This window comes from Croceivirga sp. JEA036, assembly GCF_011882165.1.
In the GTDB taxonomy this organism is placed as follows: domain Bacteria; phylum Bacteroidota; class Bacteroidia; order Flavobacteriales; family Flavobacteriaceae; genus Croceivirga.
This window is the reverse complement of the sequence record NZ_JAATON010000005.1, coordinates 115,005-134,615: the sequence shown is the minus strand read 5'-3', so window position 1 is coordinate 134,615 and position 19,611 is coordinate 115,005. Positions and strand designations below refer to the sequence as shown.

Below are 19,611 nucleotides of genomic sequence, written 5' to 3'. Positions count from 1 at the left end.
CTTATGAACATTGCATTATTCGGCTACGGTAAAATGGGCCGTATGTTAGAAAAAATAGGAACAGAAAGAGGCCATACCATTATTGCTAAAGTAGATTTAGATACAGATGTAAATCAACTAGACTTTGACGCGATAGATGTAGCTATAGATTTTAGTACTCCAGATGCAGCTTTCAATAACATTTCCTTGTGCTTTGAGAAAGGTATTCCGGTTGTATCTGGCACCACAGGTTGGTTGGCCAAATATGAAGAAGCAATTGCCTTGTGTTCAGCTAAAAACGGCGCATTTATTTATGGCTCAAATTTTAGTCTAGGCGTAAACCTATTTTTTGAGTTGAACCAACGACTAGCCCAAATGATGAATGGTTTTAAGGATTACCATGCCCATATGGAAGAAATTCATCATGTACATAAAATAGATGCCCCTAGTGGCACAGCGATTACCCTTGCCGAAGGCATAATTGCTAATTCTGATTATTCAGGATGGCAATTGGTAGGTGCACATCCCGATGAAATTGCCATTACCTCCATTAGAGAAGGAGAAGTTCCAGGCACACACATCATAAAATATGATAGTGATGTAGATAGCATCGAAATAAAACATACTGCACACAACCGCAATGGTTTTGCAATGGGCGCAATCATAGCCGCAGAATGGCTGCAAGGCAAAACAGGTGTTTACAGCATGAAAGATGTGTTAAACCTAAGTTAATTGGTAACAAACACGATAAATTATTGTCTGATTACGAGATAAACAATTAATTATGGATAGTACCCAGTGGATTTTATTTATACTAATAGTACAAGTCATTCATTTTCTTGGCACTTGGAAATTGTATGTTAAAGCTGGCAGAAAAGCTTGGGAAGCAGCAATACCTGTCTACAACGCTATAATTTTAATGCAAATCATCAATAGGCCAAAATGGTGGACTATACTACTATTTATCCCCATTATAAACTTATTGATGTTTCCTGTAATTTGGGTAGAAACTATAAGAAGTTTTGGACAAAACAAATTATGGCAAACATGGGCAGTAATTTTAACCCTAGGATTTTACATCTATGTAGTCAATTACACCATGGATGCAAAATATATAGAAGACCGTAGTTTAAAACCAACTACAGGTGTTGGTGAATGGGTTAGTTCCATTGTATTTGCTATAGTTGCCGCCACCATGGTACATACCTATTTTATACAACCCTACGTAATACCCACGGGTTCTTTAGAGCGCACCTTACGTGTGGGCGACTTTTTATTTGTAAGTAAATTTCATTTTGGAGCGAGAACACCAATGACGGCGGTTGCCGCTCCTATGGTACACGACACCTTGCCTATTGTTGGTACTAAATCCTATCTAAATAAGCCTCAAATCCCATATTTTAGATTGCCAGGGTTTCAGTCGCCCAAAAAAAATGATATCGTTGTTTTTAGTTGGCCTGCAGACACAGTTAGACAGTTTTTTGTTAAAGAACAGGGTGTAAAAAAGCCTATTGATAAAAAGTCTAATTACGTAAAAAGATGTGTGGGTACACCAGGAGACACTTTATCTGTAATAGATGGTGACGTTTATATAGATGGTAAAAAATTACAGCTAGATGACCGCGCAAAACCAATGTTTAACAACATAGTATACGCTAACAAAGGGGTTAGTAGCCGTATTTTAAACGAAGTTGGAGCAGACAGTTTCCAGAGAACGTATGTAAGCGAACCTATTACACAGCAGCAACTTCAAATTCTTACGCCATATTTACTCGCTGCAGACAAGCGTTCTGATGGCAAAATTTCGCTCATTACTAATCAGAACGGTATTCCTGTTGAGGTGATACGCAATGCAAGATTAACGAATCTTTCTGAAGAGACACCAAGGCAACGTTTGGTGAATTTAACAGAAGAGATGAAAGCTACATTAGAGAAAAATAGCAGTGTAGATTCTGTCGTTAGAGCAGTAGAGCCTAAAGGCAAGGCAGGTTATAACATTTTTCCTCAGAACAAGCTATACAGCTGGAATAACGATAATTTTGGACCACTATATATTCCGGAAAAGGACAAAAGTATTAAACTTACTTTAGAAAATTTACCGCTTTACAAAAAGGTGATTAGAGACTACGAACATAATACAGTGAAGGTATCTGGAAACCAGATTTTGATTAATGGAAAACCGGCAGATAGTTACACCTTTAAAATGGACTATTTTTGGATGATGGGGGATAACCGCGACCATTCAGAAGATAGTAGAACGTGGGGCTTTGTTCCAGAGAATCACATCGTAGGTAAACCTGTATTCATTTGGATGAGTTTTGACAACTTTCAAGACGGTATTAAATTTAATGAAAAAGTACGTTGGGATCGTGTTTTTACAACAGTTGGTGGTAGTGGCGAACCTAGATCTTACTTTAAATTCTTTTTAATTGCGCTTGCGGGTTATTTTGTGTTCGATTTCTTTAGAAAAAAGAAGAAAAAATCAGAAGAAGCTTAATTTAATACCTTGGCAACTATAGTTTTACATCCTGTTTGTTTTCCCAATATTGCTACCCTTGCCACGGCTATACAGCACCAAGGTATCTGGGAAGCACAAGATAATTTCCAGAAGCAAACCTATCGGAATAGATATCATATCTGTACAGACCAAGGTAAACATACACTGACAATACCTATACAGCATATTAAAAAGAACGAGGGGCGACAAAAATATGGTGAGGTTAAGATTGATAATAAAGAGCAATGGCAACGGCAGCATTGGCGTACGCTGCAAACGGCTTATCGCACGTCACCATTTTTTGAATTTTATGAAGACGAATTAGCACCGTTATTCACAAAAGATTACACGCATCTTATCGATTTTAATTTTGATACTTTGCGTTTTTTTGAGGATGCCTTGAGCATAAATTTAGATTTTCCCAAAACAGAAACCTATCATAAAACAATAGAGAACCATCAAGATGGTCGTTTTTTGGTGAATGCTAAGCAACAACTCCCTTTTAATGCCCCCAAATACAATCAAGTATTCATGGCCCGCCATGCTTTTATACCCAATACTAGTGCATTAGATTTGTTATTTAATGAAGGGCCAAATGCGCTAAGTCTTTTAAAAGAGGCGGATTTATCGTTTTTACATGCTTAGGTTTTGTTTGCATTACGGCATACATTTCTTAGTACCGGTTATGCTAGCTGCCACCATATATCCTCATAAATGGAAAAAAGTTAGCTTAATCTTACTATTAGGCATAGTAATAGACCTTGACCACCTATTGAGTACACCTGTATTTGACCCTAATAGATGCAGTATTAACTTTCATCCCCTACACACCTATTGGGCTATGATTGTTTATGTAGGCCTGTTTGTAGTAAAAAAAACGAGAATTATTGGTTTAGCATTATTAATACATATACTAGCAGATATTGTAGATTGCCAGTTTATTCCCTAAATTTTACAGTTGCCATTACTGGATAATGATCTGATAATTGTATATCATAGTTTTTATGTGATGTAATCTCAAAATTATCGTCTGCTAAAATGTAGTCAATACGCATAGGAAATCCATACAAATCAAATGTCTTACCAAACCCACTACCCGCTTCTAAAAATGAATCTTGTAGATTACCTTTAATTGTTCTATAAATATTGGAAAACTGCGTTGTATTAAAGTCGCCACAAATTAAAATTTTACGTATACCAGAAGTCTTTATATGATTTTTTAATAGGTATGCTTGTTCATGTTGTTTACCAACCGCATACCATATCTTTTTCAGAGTACTTTTATATTTTCCTTTTTCTAGTACATCTCCATTTGGATCTACAACATATGATTGCAAATGGACATTATATACCCTCACCGTATCCATTTGAATAACAATATCCGCAAATATTACATTATTAATTGTCCCTGGAAAATCTAAAGACCCCTTATTAACTATTAGATATTTAGTGAAAATCGCTTGTGTAGATTTGTCGGAGCCATAGGGAGTTTCCGCCCTGTATTTATAGGACTTCAGTTGTTTGTAACGAATTCTTGTATGTTCCTGAATACAAAGTATATCAGGAAATTTTTTATTCAAAAACTTAGATATTCTGTCCCCTCCTTTCTCATCTGCCATCCAATCATATCTATTAAACCCTCTTGCATTAAAGGACATGATTGAAATGGTTTCTTCACCAGGGCCAGAAAATGGTCTGAAAAACAATCCAAAAGCGTAATAAATAAAAACAATGGACAGCACAGAATACAAAGCTCGCCACTTTTTTTTAGTCGTTAACCATAATACAATAAAACCAAAATGTACAAAGGCTATTACAGGAATAAACAAACCTAGAAAAGAAAAGACTCCAAAAAAACTTTCTTTTGAAAAACTAGACAAAATCAACAAAACTGTAATTAGAACAACTACAAGATTAATTTTAACTAACCAACGTAAACAAAAGGACAATCTCACTACGCTAACTAATCTTCTTTACCAGCTTTAAACAAAAAATCTTTTTCTGCCTTAGACAGACTCTCATAACCACTTTTGCTAATCTTATCCAAAATAGCATCTATCCTTTTCTGTCTTGCAACCTTATCATAGTCCCTTGTTGTAGTGCTGCTTGCAGCTTGGTTTTTGTATACCTTCTTAAACTTGGGTTTCTTTTCTTTCGGTTTAAATATATTTTGAAAACCTTCTATAAATCTAGAAAAACCAGCCCCTATATCGTTTCCATTTAGTAATTGCCGTGCATAGATATACCCTATTAAAGCACCTCCTAAATGTGCTAACCTACCACCAATATTACCACCATATGGAATTTGTATTAAATCGATTAACACAAAAAACACCCCCACATGCCATAGTTTTACATTCACGATAAAAACTCTAACATCCTGGTTTGGTATGTAGCTACATACAAACAGCAATACTGCTGTAACACCAGCAGAAGCGCCAATCAATGCCGTGTTAGTATTCAATAGCGCAGGAAAGATGTTATAGCTCAATAAAAAAAACAGTCCACCTACAATAACTCCAAGAAAATAGACGGTTAGAAAGCGTTGTGCATCAAAAAGGTTTAAAAAAATACGACTGGCAAACCAAAGCATCAACATATTCCAAAATATATGTCCAATGCCGCTATGAAAAAAAGAATACGTAACTAAAGACCAAGGCTGTACTATAAATTCCCCAAAATTTTTAGGCAATTGAAACCAGCCCATTACCATGTTAGGACTAGCACTAAACAAAGCTTGTATTAAGCCACTTACAATAAAAATGATGATATTGATAACTATCAACTTCTCTGCTACAGAAAGCCTTGCAAACTGATATTGTAGATTACCATTTTTCATGGTTAGTTCCAACGATTATTATTAAACTGATTTTTTTTCCAGTACCACATCATTATAAAACCTATGAGTGCACCACCAATATGTGCAAAGTGGGCAATACCTGTATTTACACTACTAAATCCAAAGACCAAATCGCCCAAAATAATCAAAGGCACAAAATATTTTGCTTTTATGGGTATTGGCAAGAATATCATCATCAATTCTGCATTAGGAAAGGTAAAAGCAAATGCAACGAGAATCCCATATACCGCACCAGAGGCTCCCACTGCTGGGGCATTAAAGGCTGATATAAAACCATCTATAGTTCCTTTAGATGCCAAATTATACCAATCGGGACTATACCTGCCACTAGCCAAAACATCAATAATCTCTTGCTTAGCTAAGCCGCTGGCCATTACAGCATCTAAACCTTGACTAAAGAAAAAGTAATTGGCTGCAATATGTATTAACCCCGCTCCTAACCCTGCAGAAAAATAAAAGAAAAGAAACTTGTTACGACCCCACATACGTTCTAAAGGCGTACCAAACGCCCAAAGACCGTACATATTAAATAAAATATGCATAAAGCCTGTAAAATCATGCAAGAACATGTGGGTAAACACTTGCCATATCTGAAAATTAGGGTTCAAAGGAAACCACAATGCTAAATATTGATACAAGGTATCTGCCAATCCAGAAATCCCTGCGATAAAAAAGATAACATTTATAATGATTAAGTGCTTAATCCCTTCTGTAATCCTCCCCATTTTAAAACTTATTCTCTAATTCGTTAACACCAATTATGGTATAAATTGTTTTGTTTGTTGGACTCAATTTGGGCTCTTTACATGCAAATAAATCGTTTAACAACCCTAATTGTGCTTCTGAGCTCAACTCTTGACCGGTTTTGACCGCCAAAGCATTGCTCATAATCTTTGCCATTTGTTCTGCTTGAGAAAATCCTATTTCTTCTTGCCCAATAGCAGTAGAAGCTAAAATGTCTTCTAAGACCAAAGCCACACTTCCTTCTGGCAACAATGTAGGAACACCCCGCACCTCTACCCCATTTTTGGGAGAATAATCTATATCAAATCCCAAATTGTGCAACACCTCTTCTACAGCCATTATTTGTGCTTTCTCCGTACTAGTATATTCCAAGACTTCCGGAAAAAGCAATTGTTGAGAAACTGCTTTTTTAATAGTTATTTCTTCCAAAAAACGCTCAAATAACACCCGTTGATGTGCCCTATTTTGATTAATAAGTAGCAAACCAGATTTTACTGTACTTACTATGAATTTACGTTGTAATTGAAAGGTTTGGTGGGTGGCATCCTGCGTTGTTCCTTCTGTATCAAAAAGACTAGTTTCCGTTAAGTCAGATTCTACCTGAATGCTAGAAAAAACATTATTTTCTACAGTATCAAATGCATATAGTTCCTGCCATCCTTCCGTTCTTGGTTTTTTTGGCAAGGCTACTTTTATGCCTCCTTTTTGAGTTGTCGATACTTTTTCTTTGGCAAAAGGATTAAAACTAGCATCTACTGAAACCTTTGGCAAACTTGCCTGCTTTTGCTCGTAGGCGTAGGGTGTATCTAAATTTTGATCACGGTCAAAATCTAATACCGGTGCCACATTAAACTGCCCCAAACTATGCTTTACAGCAGAACGTAAAATTGCATACAGGGTATTTTCATCATCAAACTTAACTTCCGTTTTTGTTGGATGTATATTGATGTCTATGGACTTTGGGTCCACATTTAAGCAAATAAAATAACCAGGGTATACCTCTGGTTTTAGCAAACCTTCAAAAGCCGAAACCACAGCATGATGCAAATATGGACTCTTTATAAAACGGCCATTGGCAAAGAAAAACTGCTCTCCTCTACTCTTTCTGGCAAACGCTGGTTTACAAATAAAACCATTAAGTTTTACAACCGCTGTGTCTTCTGCTACAGGCACCAATTTCTCGTTCATTTTAGCACCAAAAATATGTACAATACGCTGCCTAAAACTTTCTGAAGGAAGGTTAAAATATTCAGAACCATTGTTATAAAACTGAAAAGCAATGGTTGGATGTACCAAAGCTACCCGTTGAAATTCGTCTGTGATATGACGTAATTCTACTTGGTTAGATTTTAAAAAGTTTCTTCTCGCTGGGATATTAAAAAATATATTTTTGATAGCGATAGATGTGCCTTCTGGCGTCACCACCATTTCTTGTTCTTTTATCTGGCTCCCTTCAATCTTAATTAAAACGCCAACATCCATGGTTGTAGTTCTAGTTTGCAACTCTACATGTGCTATGGCTGCAATAGAAGCTAACGCTTCTCCTCTAAAACCTTTGGTGTGTAAATTAAATAAATCTTCTGCAGAAGTAATTTTAGAAGTAGCATGGCGTTCAAATGCCAATCGCGCATCCGTCTCGCTCATTCCGGAACCATTATCGACTACCTGAATTAGCGTTTTGCCACCATCCTTTACAATGAGTTTAATAGTATCCGCTCCAGCATCTATGGCATTTTCTAACAACTCTTTCACCACTGAGGACGGTCGTTGAACCACTTCCCCTGCTGCTATTTGGTTAGCGACATGGTCTGGTAATAGTTTTATGATGTCTGCCATTAGGAGCCTAAAAATATAGATAAATCAAAATCGATGATAAAAAGGAATAACAACACCAAAATTCCAAGGATAATTAAAAAACGCCTCTTCATATCCTTATCCCCCTCTGTTTTAAGGTCGTTTAAGGCATTACTTACTTTCCGTTTTATTCCTCTTTGGTGTGTGGCAGTTGTCCTAAATTGATCTAATTTATGCTCAATCTTGTAAGGGTTTCCCTCGCCTTTGTAAAAACGTGGTTTGTAATCAAAATCCCGATTTGTCCTTAACTTTAAAAAGTTGCGCATATTCCTTTTACTGTAGCTTCAAAGTTACTTAAAATAGCAGGAAGCCTTAAACTACAGCTCACAATATTTGTTAACAACAGGGTGCAAGTAGCACTCCTTAAGGAATTTAATTGCCTAGCATAGCCATTTTTAGTGCAGCAATGGCGGCTTCTGTACCTTTATTACCATGTTTACCTCCACTGCGGTCAATGGCTTGCTGCATAGTGTCATCTGTAAGTACACAGAAAATCACAGGTACATTAAACTGCACATTTAAATCCTTAACGCCCTGTGCTGTAGCACTACATACGTAATCAAAATGGCTAGTTTCTCCTCTTATAACACTGCCAATAGTTATCACAGCATCTACAGGCAATTCTTTAATCATTTTTTTAGCGCCAAAAGTAAGTTCAAAGCTACCAGGAACATTCCATCTCGTAATTGCCTCTGGTGCTACACCACAATCTATTAAGGCTTCAAAAGCCCCTTGATAAAGGGGCTCTGTTATACTGTCATTCCATTCAGAAACTACCAAGCCGATTTTTAAATGACTCACATTTGGCAATTCTTCTTTATTGTAAACGGAAAGGTTTTTATTTTCTGTAGCCATGCTTACTCTGCAAAACCAATTAACGCGTCTATAGAGTTAGCCTCTTTTGCTGCTGGAAATTCTTCTTTAATTCTATTAAAATAATCCAACGCTTGCTCTTTATTCCCCAACTGTAGGGCAGCAACGCCTGCTTTATATAAAAACTTAGGCGCCGTAAAATCATTCTCCCCAGCGGCAGAAATAGCTTTTTTATAGTAATCAAAAGCATCTTTTTGTTGCTCCAATTGGGAAAAAGCGTCGCCAATACCACCTAAAGCTAAAGCGCTATAAACCTCATCGTCAGAAGAAAAATCTTCTAAATAAGAAATAGCCTCATCATACTTTTGTAAGTTTAAATACGCCATACCTGCAGCATATTTTGCCATGTTTGCAGTTGGTGTACCGCTATATTCTTCAATAATATCAATAAAACCAAACTTACCCTCCGTACCTTCTAAAGCTAACGTCATTAAAGAGTCTTTCTGAGCTTCATTAGTCAGTGCTGCATTAAAGTTTTGCATTGGATAAGAGAATTCATTCGCCGCATTAGTGTCTTTTGGTTCCACTACAAATTTAGTGTAGGCCAAATACCCTAATACCACAACAGCAACTGCTACAATAGCACCAACAATGTAATTTTGGTTTTTAGAAACCCAAGCTTCGGTTTTAGAAGCACCCTCATCCAGTGTATTAAATACCTCTGCTGTTGTGCTTTCTTGTTCTTCTATAATTACTTCTTCTTCCTTTGTCTTTGGTTTGTAACCGCGCTTCTTATATGTGGCCATCTTCCTTTTTTTAATCGGGCAAAAATAAAGTTTTTATCTAAAATCGAAAGGTAAATTATTCGTTATTTTTGAAACCCCATTTTTTGGGTTCTGAGCTGCTTTTTTTAATCCACAGCACCTTTTTATGCATTTAAAACATTTGTCCTTAGTTAATTACAAGAGTTTTGATAGTGAAAATTTTGAGTTTGATTCTACAATAAACTGTTTTGTAGGACAAAATGGCGTGGGCAAAACAAATGTGTTAGATGCTATTTACCACCTTTCTTTTGGCAAAAGCTACTTTAACCCCGTAACCACGCAAAATATTAAGCATGGGACCGACTTTTTTATGATAGAAGGCCTTTTTGAAAAGAATGAGCGAGAAGAAAAGGTAATTTGTAGCTATAAGAAAGGAACTAAAAAAATAATTAAAAGAAATGGGAAAGCGTACGAACGCTTCTCTGAACATATTGGTTTTTTACCTTTAGTTATTATATCGCCAGCCGACCGTGATTTAATAATTGAAGGGAGTGATACCCGCCGTAAATTCTTAGATGGTGTGATATCACAATCAGACAACGGGTATTTACAAAACCTTATCAACTATAATAAGATAGTAACGCAACGCAATTCCCTATTAAAGTATTTTGCTGCCAACCACACTTTTGACGCAGTAACTCTTGGGGTTTACAATGAACAACTAGCATCACTCGGCACTACTATTTACAACAAGCGAAAAGATTTTTTAGAACGCTTTATACCATTGTTTAAAGAACAATATTTAAATGTAGCTAAAAAGGAAGAAGGCATCGCCTTACATTATAATAGCAAATTGCATGATAATGATTTACTTACCTTATTAGAAAGCAGTTTGGAAAAAGACCGAGCGCTACAATACACCTCTGCTGGTATACATAAAGACGATTTGGATTTTAGTATCGCAGAACATCCTATTAAAAAATTTGGTAGTCAAGGACAGCAAAAATCGTTTTTAATTGCATTAAAACTTGCGCAATTTAAAATGATTAAAGAACAAACCAACACCACTCCTATTCTACTATTGGATGATATTTTTGATAAGTTAGATGAGCAACGTGTAGCGCAGTTGGTAAAATTAGTAGATGATGACCATTTTGGTCAACTATTTATAAGCGACACCCATGCAGACCGAACGGAAAAGGTGGTAAAAAACATACATCAATCTTATAAAATATTTAACTTGTAGTATGAAGTATTGGATAGTTATTGGCCTATTATTGGGTATTTTAAGTTGTACAGATAAATCTATCACTGAGACAGACTTACATTTACTCAACGGATATTGGGAAATTACTACGGTAGAATTTGCCGATGGCACTAAAAAAGAATACACTGTAAATACCACTATAGATTTTATTCAATTAAATCAATTTAAAGGAATTAAAAGCAAAGTACAACCAAAATTAGATGGGACGTATACTAGCACTAAGGATGTTGAGCCTTTTAGCATTCTAAAAAAAGACGATGAATTTTTGCTGCAATATAAAAATGGATTAAACCAATGGACCGAGCAATTAAACCATCTAGACTCTCTTAATTTTTCCATCAAGGATAAAGAAGGTATTACCTATAGCTACAAAAGATACGACCCTATAAATATTATACCCTAATGGCTAAAAGACACAACGAACAACAGCATTTAGGAGATGTACTAAAAGCGTTTATCAAGGAAAATAATCTAGAAAAAGGGATAAATAAGGTAAATGCGCGAGAAGCTTGGACCAATCTCATGGGGCCAGGAATTAACACCTACACCCAGCAAGTAGAATTAAAAAACGAAACGCTATACGTATCCTTAACCTCTTCTGTTTTACGCCAAGAATTGAGCATGGGTAAACAAAAGATAATTGCCATGATTAATGAAGAGTTGGGTTCAGAACTCGTAAAAAAAATAGTATTACGCTAATAGAAAAGCCACCCTCACAGGTGGCTTTTCTTGTATAACGAACCGTATTATACGGCTTAGCAATCTTTTTACTTAGAAAATTTCTCTACCAGAAAAGTGGAAAGCACTTTCTATAGCAGCATTTTCATCACTATCAGAACCGTGTACCGCATTTTCACCTAAGCTAGTAGCATATAATTTTCTGATTGTACCTTCTGCAGCCTCTGCCGGATTTGTTGCTCCGATTAAAGCTCTAAAATCTTCCACAGCATTATCTTTTTCTAACACAGCGGCTACTATTGGACCACGGGTCATAAATTCTACCAACTCACCAAAAAATGGACGTTCATTGTGTACAGCGTAAAAAGCCTCTGCATCCCTTTTGCTTAAATGGGTGTACTTCATTGCTACGATTTTAAAACCAGCACCGCTGATTTTATCCAAAATAGCCCCTATGTGTCCGTTTTCAACAGCATCTGGCTTAATCATGGTGAATGTTCTATTACCTGTCATTTTTTTAGAAATTTTGCGCAAAAGTACGCCTTTTCATAAAAGTCACAAGAGTATCTACTTTAATTAAAGATTACCAATACACATTACATATCTTTTTTATACGCCTAATTTAAAACGGCAATACGCTATTATAATACTATATTTGGGCTCATGAATACAACACAGGTAAAGCAGTTAAAAGCATTGCTAGCTAAGGCTAAAAACATCGTAATTGTACCTCATAAGAATCCAGACGGGGACGCTATTGGCTCTACTTTAGGTTTACAACGTTTTTTAGCATCTCAAGGGCATGATGCTCAAGTAATTGTTCCAAACGATTTTCCAAAGTTTTTAAAATGGATTCCTGGCAGCAAAGACATCCTAATTTACGAATATCAACAAGCGCATTGCAAGAGCTTAATTGAGAATGCCGACCTTATATTTACTCTAGACTTTAATCATTTTTCTAGGACTGGACAACAGATGGAAGCCTTGCTAACAAACGCCAAGGCTAAATTTGTGATGATAGACCACCACCAACAACCCGCAGATTACGCTGAAATAACCTATTCTGATACCAGCATGAGTTCTACTTGCGAAATGGTTTACAACGTTGTTGAAGCATTTGATGCGGTAACATTAATTAGTCCGGAAATGGCTACCAGCTTGTACACTGGTATTTTAACAGATACAGGCTCTTTTAAATACAGGTCTACAACCAGTAGAACACATAGAGTAATTGCCTCTTTACTAGATCAAGGAGCAGAGGGTACTACGATTAATCAGAATATATTTGATAATAATTCTCCTTCTCGCCTACATCTTTTGGGTACTGCACTAAATAATTTGGTAATTCTGCAAGAGTATCGCACTGCATTTATTACCATGACCCAAGAAGAATTGGATAAGCATAATTACACCAAGGGAGATACCGAAGGGTTTGTTAATTACGGGCTTACCTTAGAAGGGATTATATTTGCGGTGATTTTTATTGAAAATAAAGAGGAAGGCATTATTAAAATTTCGTTTAGATCTGTGGGTGATTTTTCTGTAAATCAATTCGCTAGAAAACATTTTAACGGTGGCGGACATGATAATGCAGCAGGAGGTAGAAGTGATGACTCAATGGAAGCAACGGTGACTAAATTTAAAAAGCTTTTAGAAGCATACAAAACAGCATTACACGCATGAAAAATAGTATTTTAAGTATTCTTGCAGGTGTAGTTCTATTAAGCTGTGGCGAGCCAGAACCTAGAAAACCTGTGCAACAAAAAAGCACAAGTTTTATTAGAGAATCCGCAGAGCGAAGCAAACGCCTATTAGCTGCAGAAGAAACTGCGATTAAGGAGATAATACAGAAAGATACCCTAAATGAATACGAAACCAGCACTAGTGGTTTTTGGTATTTTTATGAAACCCAGAAAGATAGTTTGGCTTACACACCACAAACCGATGATGTAGTTTTTCTTACCTACAATATCATGAGTTTTACAGGAGATACCATTTACAAAAGAAAAGATATCGGCTTGGTACAACATGCCGTAGATAAATCCCAATTATTTCCTGGGCTTCGTAATGCCGTAAAACTATTAAGAGAAGGAGAACAAGCCACCTTTTTATTTCCGTCTAGCCAAGCCTACGGCTATAAGGGAGATAACGATAAAATAGGACCTAACATGCCTGTAAAATCGAGCATTACACTAATCGAAATAAAAAAAGACAGTACTAATTTAAATAGACCTTGATGAGAAAATTATTGCTTGGGATAAGCACCCTCTTACTTTTAATGACCGCATGTAAATCTGGAAAATATGCAGATTTGGGCGATGGTATTTATGCAGATATCCAAACCAATAAGGGAGACATTGTAGTAAAATTACATAAAGAAGCCACCCCTGTAACGGTGGCGAATTTTGTATCTCTTGCAGAAGGGAATAATCCATTTGTTTCTGAAGAATTTAAAGACAAAAAATATTATGATGGGCTTACTTTTCATAGAATTATAAAAGACTTTATGTCTCAAGGGGGCGACCCAACAGGCACTGGCTCTGGTAGCCCAGGTTATAAGTTTAAGGACGAATTTGTAGATACATTACAGCATAACAAGAAAGGAATTCTTTCCATGGCCAATTCTGGACCTAAAACCAATGGCAGTCAATTTTTTATCACCCATAAAGAAACTCCTTGGTTAAATGGTAAACATACCGTTTTTGGTGAAGTAGTGAAGGGCATAGAAGTGGTAGATTCTATTGCTGCAGTAAAAACAGGAAGCGGAGACAAGCCTGTTGAGCCAGTTACTATGAATAAAGTAGAAATTATTCGTAATGGTAAAGACGCTAAAAAGTTTGATGCAATTAAAGTAATGCAAGACTACTTTAAAGAAGAAGAAGAAGTTATTGCAGCCATGAAAAAGATGAAAGAGGATTTTGCTTTTGAAATTGCAGAGCAGTTAGAGAAAGCAGAAACACTAGAAAGCGGCCTAAAAGTATTAAAATTAAATGATGCCAATGGACGGCAACCACAAATGGGGCAACAAGTTTTGGTTAACTATGCGGGTTATTTTACAGATGGTAATTTGTTTGACAGTAATATAGAAGAAGTTGCTGCAAAGTACGGACAGCTTAACCCTGGGCGTAGAGACCAAGGGGGTTACCGTCCATTCCCTATGGTTTATGGACCAGAGGCTAAATTAATTCCTGGATTTAGAGAAGGTTTGCAAACTATGAAAGTAGGTGATAAAGTTCGCCTTTTTATACCACCACATTTAGGATACGGAGACAACGATTATGGCCCAATACCTGGCGGCTCTACTTTGGTTTTCGATTTAGAAATTACCGGTATAGCTGAATAACATATTTTTTATATACCATCTAGCCCTAACCAAACGGTTAGGGCTTTTTGTTTTTGGCATAATGCTTGATTTTCACTTGTAAAATCAAGTAAATGAAAATACTTACCAGATTAACAATTCTAGTTGTATTACTTAGTTGCATCCCAACCAACGCGCAGGTCCATATTGGTGGCCATATTGAAATTGGAATAGACCTTCCAGAAGTAGTTGTAATTAACCGTAGAAGACCTGCTCCCCCAAGAAGACAACCCGTTCCGCACCGCTGCACTATTCAATGCAATCATCATAATTTAGGAAAAATTACCCATCAAAATTATGGTTCTGTATATTCCTTTTATGTAGAAGACGCTTTAGCGAATATAGAGAGTCACGGCGAGATATTTATTTCTTTATTCTTGGACGATGGCAACCAAATGGAAATCTATCTAAAAGAATACAACAGACACAACCTTAATTTTAATTATTACAAATTAGACGATGATGATTATGATGATGACAATATGCATCATAACTACAACCTAAGTAACAGAATTATTGAGGTACGGCTAAATGGGAGAAAAATCAAATTGCGTAATGGAGCAATCAGTCTACAAGCACATAGAGACCAAACCTTTGGCCTAATTCTAAATTTGCATAGTAGAAAAGAGGGTAATTTTAATGGCAAAGTTTCTTCGGTCTTTATAGAATAACAAATTGGAAGAATGCACTAGTTGTTGTAGCTTCGTTAGTATTAATGAATACAAAAACAAAACGGATTATAGCGTTATCCCTACTACCACAAATTGTGCTAGTACGTTTGCTTAGTCACTACCCTAATTTTGTAGAAACCTATTATTCCGAAGGTATATATCTTTGGATAAGCACATTTTTACGCGTATTAACTGGTTGGATTCCCTTTTCTGTAGGCGACATTTTTTACACCCTTCTAGCTTTTTCTTTACTACGTTACCTCTTTTTAAAAGGCAAAAACGTATGGAAGGCTCCATTGCATTTTTTTACTGATACCGGTGTTTCGTTATCTATTGGTTATTTTATATTTCACTTATTTTGGGGGTTAAATTACCATAGGCTACCTATTGAAGAGAAATTAGGGATAGAAAGGAACTACACTTTAGAAGAATTGGTAGAATTTAATACCTATTTGATAGAAAAAACCAATACACTTCAATTTAACATAACAAAAGACACCGCTCTAGCTGTTTTTATCCCTTACAGCCAAAAAGAAGTTTTCAAAAAAACCACAGCGGGTTATAAATCGTTATCTGTAATCTATCCAGAATTTAAATATCAACCTAAAAGTCTCAAAACATCATTATATAGCCTGCCACTAACTTACATGGGTTATGGTGGTTATCTAAATCCATTTACTAATGAAGCTCAAGTAAACGGTAAAATTCCAATTCTTAGATTCCCAACCATCAGCGGACATGAAGCGGGGCATCAAATTGGTTATTCTTCTGAATCTGCTACCAATTTTATTGGTTTTTTAGTGACTGCTAATAACAAGGACCCGTATTTTAAATATGCCGCATATTCCCATGCACTAGCCTACTGCTTGTCTGACCTACGTGCAAAAAGCGAATCTGATTTTAATCGTTTATGGGCAACTTTAAATCCAGGTGTAAAAAAGAATTACGCAGAACTTAGAAGCTTTTGGGATAATTATGAAAACATCACAGAGCCAATTTTCAAAGCCTTATTTAATAGTTTCTTAAAAGCAAATAAACAGGCAGATGGTATTCATAGTTATAATAAAGTGGTGGGGTTATTGATTAATTATCATAAAGCTAAAGGATTTTAGTGTGCTTTTTGCACAGTTATTTGTGTTAGTTTACCTTTAAAGGGACTAATTCAAATAAATTCCACTAATGAAAATGAGACTCCTAGCACTAGCAGTATTCTGGTGCAGTGTTTCTTTGTTTGCGCAAGATTACTTTCCTAATAATACAGGCGTAAAAGCAAAGAACAACAACTACAGGGCATTTACCAATGCTAAAATTTACGTAACACCAACACAGGTTTTAGAAAACGCCACTTTATTAATCCAAAATGGCAAAGTTGTCAGTGTTGGCACAACAGTAAGTATTCCTAAAAACACCATTGTAACAGATGTTGCAGGTAAGAGTATATACCCGTCTTTTATAGATGTGTACTCGGATTTTGGAATAGAAAAACCTAAACGTGCCTCAGGTAGCGGCAGAGCCTCGCAATACGGACCGTCCAGAGAAGGATTTTATTGGAACGACCACATTATGCCAGAAATGGCAGCTATTGAAAAGTTTAAGTTTGATGATAAAAAAGCAGAAGAATTACGCAAAGTTGGTTTTGGTGTTGTGAATGCACACGTGCAAGATGGCATTGCCAGAGGTACAGGTGTCTTGGTAGCTTTAAACTCGGACGGCAATGATGCAGACCGTATCTTAGAAGACGAATCCGCTCAATATTTTTCTTTTTCTAAAAGTGTAACTTCTAGACAATCTTACCCAACTAGTCTTATGGGGGCAACAGCTTTAATGAGACAGTTGTATTATGACATGGACTGGTATGCTAAAGGGAATGTAGCTACCAAAGACCGCTCAATAGAAGCTTTAATAACTAACAAAAGCTTACCACAAATATTTGCGGCTGGTGATAACGGTAACATTATGCGTGCAGATAAAGTAGGTGACCAATTTGGAATTCAATACACTATACTTGGAGGAGGAGATGAGTATCAGTTTATTGACCAAGTTAAGCAAACTAATGCACGTTTAATTATACCTTTAAACTTTCCAGAGGCTTATGATGTAACAGACCCTTTCGCTGCAAAATATGTAAACTTATCTGATATGCGCCATTGGAATTTAGCTCCGTCTAATCCAAAAGTATTAGCAGAAAATGGAGTTATCTTTTCCTTTACGTTGAATGACATAAAGACCAAGGATTTTCTAAGTAATATTAACAAAGCAATTACCTACGGTCTTTCTAAAACCAAAGCTTTAGAGGCTCTTACTACTGTACCTGCTAGTATTATTGGCAAATCTAGTACCATTGGGACCTTAGAAAAGGGCAAGCAAGCTAATTTTTTAATTGCTTCTGGTGATATTTTTGAAACTAGTACTACCCTCTATGAAAACTGGGTACAAGGAGAAAAAAACGTAATCAATGCTATGGACCAAGTAGACATTCGTGGCGATTATGTTCTTAAGGCACAAGGCAAAACCTTTAATTTAGCTATTTCTGGTGAAGCAAGTAAGCCTAAATTAGAAGTAAAACTAGATACTCTTAAACTTACTTCAAAAATAAATTATGATGGAGACTGGCTTACCTTCTCCTTCTCTAAGGAAAACGATTTATATCGTGCCACAGCAAAAGTGGATGGCACAAGCAAAAACATTGCTGGGAAACTAATCTTGCCCAACGGTACATCCACACAATTTACTGCTGCGCAAGAAAAATCTTTTCAACAGAAAGAAAAGGAAAAAGCAACCGCAAGTTCACCAGAGTTAGTACAATTGACCTATCCCAACATAGGGTTAGGAAATACAGAGTTGCCAAAGGCGGAAAATATACTATTTAAGAATGCTACGGTTTGGACTGGGGAAGCAATTCTAAAAAACACAGACGTATTAGTTAAAAATGGAAAAATAGCAAAGATTGGCACTGACTTAGGTGCTGGTAATGCTAAAGTTATAGATGCTACAGGCAAACACCTTACGGCTGGCGTAATTGACGAACATAGCCATATTGCTGGATTATCTATCAACGAGGCTGGCCACAACTCTTCTGCAGAAGTTAAAATGGCAGATGTGGTAGACCCTAAAGATGTAAACATTTATCGTAACCTAGCAGGCGGAGTTACTACCATACAATTGCTGCATGGTTCCGCAAACCCAATTGGAGGCAGGTCTGCCATTCTTAAACTAAAATGGGGAAAAGGTGCAGATGATTTATTATTTCCAGATATGCCTAAATTCATCAAGTTTGCACTGGGAGAAAATGTAAAGCAAAGCAACTGGGATAGTTATTCTCGTTTTCCACAGACTAGAATGGGTGTTGAACAAGTGTTTATGAATTACTTTCAACGTGCAAAAGAATACGATGCCAAAAAGAAAAGTGGACAGCCCTACCGTGTAGATGAAGAACTAGAAGTAATTGCAGAAATCATCAATGGCGAACGCTTTATTAGTTGCCACTCTTATGTACAGAGCGAGATTAACATGCTGATGAAAGTTGCCGAAAAATTCGGTTTTAAAGTAAACACTTTTACGCACATTTTAGAAGGCTATAAAGTGGCAGATAAAATGGCAGAACACGGCGTTGGCGCATCAACATTTAGCGATTGGTGGGCATATAAGTACGAGGTAAAAGATGCTATTCCCTACAATGCTGCAATTATGGCTAGCCAAGGGGTTACTGTAGCTATCAATAGTGATGATGCAGAAATGTCTAGGAGATTAAACCAAGAAGCGGCCAAAACTATGAAATATGGTGGCATGTCAGAGATAGAAGCGTGGAAAACTGTGACGCTAAACCCAGCAAAACTATTACATATAGACCACCACGTGGGTAGTATTAAAGAGGGTAATGATGCAGATTTAGTGCTTTGGTCAGATTACCCAATGTCTGTATACGCTAAAGCTGAAAAAACATTGATAGAAGGAGCCGTTTATTTTGATATAGAAAAAGACAAGGCACAAAGAGAAGCGATAAAAGCTGAGCGTGCTAAGCTAATTACTATGATGCTAAATAAAAAAGCTAGCGGTGCTAAAACCCAAGCTCCTATTCAACGTAAGAAGCCATTGTTTGAGTGTGAAACCCTTTAAAATTCAA

At 36.5% G+C, this 19,611-nt stretch carries 21 protein-coding genes; 13 read left to right on the top strand and 8 right to left on the bottom strand.

What is annotated here, in order from left to right; translation table 11 throughout:
• Positions 1 to 3: 3 nt before the first annotated feature.
• The 4 genes from dapB to HCO57_RS16680 are packed head-to-tail and all read left to right on the top strand — an operon-like array spanning position 4 to position 3,425.
• Entirely contained in the window at positions 4 to 711 is a 708-nt protein-coding gene (gene dapB, locus HCO57_RS13685) for a 4-hydroxy-tetrahydrodipicolinate reductase (RefSeq protein ID WP_136950967.1), read from the top strand.
• Between the two features lie 52 nt (positions 712 to 763).
• A complete protein-coding gene (lepB, locus tag HCO57_RS13680) occupies positions 764 to 2,476 on the top strand; it encodes a signal peptidase I (protein ID WP_167989484.1) in 1,713 nt (570 codons plus the stop codon).
• A 9-nt stretch (positions 2,477 to 2,485) separates the two neighbouring features.
• Positions 2,486 to 3,121: a WbqC family protein gene (locus HCO57_RS13675; protein WP_167989483.1), complete on the top strand. Its 636-nt coding sequence runs from the start codon at positions 2,486 to 2,488 to the stop codon at positions 3,119 to 3,121.
• Complete coding sequence (locus tag HCO57_RS16680; RefSeq protein ID WP_245167601.1) at positions 3,114 to 3,425, top strand: DUF6122 family protein; 312 nt, start codon at positions 3,114 to 3,116, stop codon at positions 3,423 to 3,425. Before HCO57_RS13675 ends, HCO57_RS16680 begins: the two co-directional genes overlap by 8 nt.
• Here HCO57_RS16680 and HCO57_RS13670 read toward each other — a convergent pair.
• The 7 genes from HCO57_RS13670 to HCO57_RS13640 all read right to left on the bottom strand — a co-directional run bounded on the left by HCO57_RS13670 (position 3,415) and on the right by HCO57_RS13640 (position 9,553).
• Positions 3,415 to 4,362, bottom strand: coding sequence for an endonuclease/exonuclease/phosphatase family protein (locus tag HCO57_RS13670; RefSeq protein WP_209066172.1), 948 nt, complete (start codon positions 4,360 to 4,362; stop codon positions 3,415 to 3,417). The genes HCO57_RS16680 and HCO57_RS13670 overlap by 11 nt on opposite strands.
• A 77-nt stretch (positions 4,363 to 4,439) precedes the next feature.
• Positions 4,440 to 5,315 carry a rhomboid family intramembrane serine protease gene (locus tag HCO57_RS13665; RefSeq protein WP_167989481.1) on the bottom strand — a complete coding sequence of 292 codons (876 nt, stop codon included), beginning with the start codon at positions 5,313 to 5,315 and terminating at the stop codon, positions 4,440 to 4,442.
• Positions 5,316 to 5,317: 2 nt separating this feature from the next.
• A complete protein-coding gene (locus tag HCO57_RS13660) occupies positions 5,318 to 6,061 on the bottom strand; it encodes a rhomboid family intramembrane serine protease (RefSeq protein ID WP_167989480.1) in 744 nt (247 codons plus the stop codon).
• Between the two features lies 1 nt (position 6,062).
• A complete protein-coding gene (mutL, locus tag HCO57_RS13655) occupies positions 6,063 to 7,916 on the bottom strand; it encodes a DNA mismatch repair endonuclease MutL (RefSeq protein ID WP_167989479.1) in 1,854 nt (617 codons plus the stop codon).
• Positions 7,916 to 8,200, bottom strand: coding sequence for a riboflavin synthase subunit beta (locus tag HCO57_RS13650; protein WP_136950959.1), 285 nt, complete (start codon positions 8,198 to 8,200; stop codon positions 7,916 to 7,918). Before HCO57_RS13650 ends, mutL begins: the two co-directional genes overlap by 1 nt.
• Positions 8,201 to 8,306: 106 nt before the next feature.
• Entirely contained in the window at positions 8,307 to 8,789 is a 483-nt protein-coding gene (gene ribH / locus HCO57_RS13645) for a 6,7-dimethyl-8-ribityllumazine synthase (protein WP_136950958.1), read from the bottom strand.
• Positions 8,790 to 8,791: 2 nt separating this feature from the next.
• Positions 8,792 to 9,553 carry a tetratricopeptide repeat protein gene (locus HCO57_RS13640; protein ID WP_136950957.1) on the bottom strand — a complete coding sequence of 254 codons (762 nt, stop codon included), beginning with the start codon at positions 9,551 to 9,553 and terminating at the stop codon, positions 8,792 to 8,794.
• A 124-nt stretch (positions 9,554 to 9,677) separates the two neighbouring features.
• Between HCO57_RS13640 and recF the strand changes: the two genes are divergently transcribed.
• Genes recF through HCO57_RS13625 form a run of 3 tightly spaced genes read left to right on the top strand, consistent with a single transcriptional unit; the run spans position 9,678 to position 11,477 of the window.
• Positions 9,678 to 10,757, top strand: a complete 1,080-nt coding sequence (gene recF / locus HCO57_RS13635; protein ID WP_167989478.1) for a DNA replication/repair protein RecF — start codon at positions 9,678 to 9,680, stop codon at positions 10,755 to 10,757.
• 1 nt (position 10,758) lies between these two features.
• On the top strand, positions 10,759 to 11,181 hold the full coding sequence (locus tag HCO57_RS13630; protein WP_167989477.1) for a hypothetical protein: 423 nt from the start codon (positions 10,759 to 10,761) through the stop codon (positions 11,179 to 11,181).
• A complete protein-coding gene (locus HCO57_RS13625) occupies positions 11,181 to 11,477 on the top strand; it encodes a DUF721 domain-containing protein (RefSeq protein ID WP_136950954.1) in 297 nt (98 codons plus the stop codon). The genes HCO57_RS13630 and HCO57_RS13625 overlap by 1 nt, the downstream gene beginning before the upstream one ends.
• Positions 11,478 to 11,549: 72 nt before the next feature.
• Here the strand turns inward: HCO57_RS13625 and HCO57_RS13620 are convergent, their stop codons facing one another.
• Positions 11,550 to 11,969 carry a nucleoside-diphosphate kinase gene (locus tag HCO57_RS13620; protein ID WP_167989476.1) on the bottom strand — a complete coding sequence of 140 codons (420 nt, stop codon included), beginning with the start codon at positions 11,967 to 11,969 and terminating at the stop codon, positions 11,550 to 11,552.
• A gap of 150 nt (positions 11,970 to 12,119) precedes the next feature.
• Between HCO57_RS13620 and HCO57_RS13615 the strand changes: the two genes are divergently transcribed.
• The 6 genes from HCO57_RS13615 to HCO57_RS13590 all read left to right on the top strand — a co-directional run bounded on the left by HCO57_RS13615 (position 12,120) and on the right by HCO57_RS13590 (position 19,604).
• Complete coding sequence (locus tag HCO57_RS13615; RefSeq protein WP_167989475.1) at positions 12,120 to 13,139, top strand: DHH family phosphoesterase; 1,020 nt, start codon at positions 12,120 to 12,122, stop codon at positions 13,137 to 13,139.
• Complete coding sequence (gene gldI / locus HCO57_RS13610; protein ID WP_136950951.1) at positions 13,136 to 13,693, top strand: gliding motility-associated peptidyl-prolyl isomerase GldI; 558 nt, start codon at positions 13,136 to 13,138, stop codon at positions 13,691 to 13,693. Before HCO57_RS13615 ends, gldI begins: the two co-directional genes overlap by 4 nt.
• Positions 13,693 to 14,799: a peptidylprolyl isomerase gene (locus tag HCO57_RS13605; RefSeq protein ID WP_167989474.1), complete on the top strand. Its 1,107-nt coding sequence runs from the start codon at positions 13,693 to 13,695 to the stop codon at positions 14,797 to 14,799. The genes gldI and HCO57_RS13605 overlap by 1 nt, the downstream gene beginning before the upstream one ends.
• Positions 14,800 to 14,891: 92 nt before the next feature.
• Positions 14,892 to 15,488: a hypothetical protein gene (locus HCO57_RS13600; protein ID WP_167989473.1), complete on the top strand. Its 597-nt coding sequence runs from the start codon at positions 14,892 to 14,894 to the stop codon at positions 15,486 to 15,488.
• Positions 15,489 to 15,532: 44 nt separating this feature from the next.
• Complete coding sequence (locus tag HCO57_RS13595; protein WP_167989472.1) at positions 15,533 to 16,600, top strand: DUF3810 domain-containing protein; 1,068 nt, start codon at positions 15,533 to 15,535, stop codon at positions 16,598 to 16,600.
• A 67-nt stretch (positions 16,601 to 16,667) separates the two neighbouring features.
• Positions 16,668 to 19,604 (top strand): amidohydrolase family protein, encoded by a 2,937-nt coding sequence (locus tag HCO57_RS13590; RefSeq protein ID WP_167989471.1) that lies wholly within the window; start codon positions 16,668 to 16,670, stop codon positions 19,602 to 19,604.
• The last annotated feature ends 7 nt before the right edge of the window (positions 19,605 to 19,611 follow it).

Coding starts and splice junctions, on each gene's coding strand:
- HCO57_RS13595 (WP_167989472.1), top strand. CDS start 15,533: ATGAATACAAAAACAAAACGGATTATAGCGTTATCCCTACTACCACAA.
- HCO57_RS16680 (WP_245167601.1), top strand. CDS start 3,114: ATGCTTAGGTTTTGTTTGCATTACGGCATACATTTCTTAGTACCGGTT.
- lepB (WP_167989484.1), top strand. CDS start 764: ATGGATAGTACCCAGTGGATTTTATTTATACTAATAGTACAAGTCATT.
- recF (WP_167989478.1), top strand. CDS start 9,678: ATGCATTTAAAACATTTGTCCTTAGTTAATTACAAGAGTTTTGATAGT.
- ribH (WP_136950958.1), bottom strand. CDS start 8,789: ATGGCTACAGAAAATAAAAACCTTTCCGTTTACAATAAAGAAGAATTG.
- mutL (WP_167989479.1), bottom strand. CDS start 7,916: ATGGCAGACATCATAAAACTATTACCAGACCATGTCGCTAACCAAATA.
- HCO57_RS13620 (WP_167989476.1), bottom strand. CDS start 11,969: ATGACAGGTAATAGAACATTCACCATGATTAAGCCAGATGCTGTTGAA.
- HCO57_RS13665 (WP_167989481.1), bottom strand. CDS start 5,315: ATGAAAAATGGTAATCTACAATATCAGTTTGCAAGGCTTTCTGTAGCA.
- HCO57_RS13640 (WP_136950957.1), bottom strand. CDS start 9,553: ATGGCCACATATAAGAAGCGCGGTTACAAACCAAAGACAAAGGAAGAA.
- HCO57_RS13660 (WP_167989480.1), bottom strand. CDS start 6,061: ATGGGGAGGATTACAGAAGGGATTAAGCACTTAATCATTATAAATGTT.
- HCO57_RS13650 (WP_136950959.1), bottom strand. CDS start 8,200: ATGCGCAACTTTTTAAAGTTAAGGACAAATCGGGATTTTGATTACAAA.
- dapB (WP_136950967.1), top strand. CDS start 4: ATGAACATTGCATTATTCGGCTACGGTAAAATGGGCCGTATGTTAGAA.
- HCO57_RS13630 (WP_167989477.1), top strand. CDS start 10,759: ATGAAGTATTGGATAGTTATTGGCCTATTATTGGGTATTTTAAGTTGT.
- HCO57_RS13590 (WP_167989471.1), top strand. CDS start 16,668: ATGAAAATGAGACTCCTAGCACTAGCAGTATTCTGGTGCAGTGTTTCT.
- HCO57_RS13600 (WP_167989473.1), top strand. CDS start 14,892: ATGAAAATACTTACCAGATTAACAATTCTAGTTGTATTACTTAGTTGC.
- HCO57_RS13625 (WP_136950954.1), top strand. CDS start 11,181: ATGGCTAAAAGACACAACGAACAACAGCATTTAGGAGATGTACTAAAA.
- gldI (WP_136950951.1), top strand. CDS start 13,136: ATGAAAAATAGTATTTTAAGTATTCTTGCAGGTGTAGTTCTATTAAGC.
- HCO57_RS13615 (WP_167989475.1), top strand. CDS start 12,120: ATGAATACAACACAGGTAAAGCAGTTAAAAGCATTGCTAGCTAAGGCT.
- HCO57_RS13605 (WP_167989474.1), top strand. CDS start 13,693: ATGAGAAAATTATTGCTTGGGATAAGCACCCTCTTACTTTTAATGACC.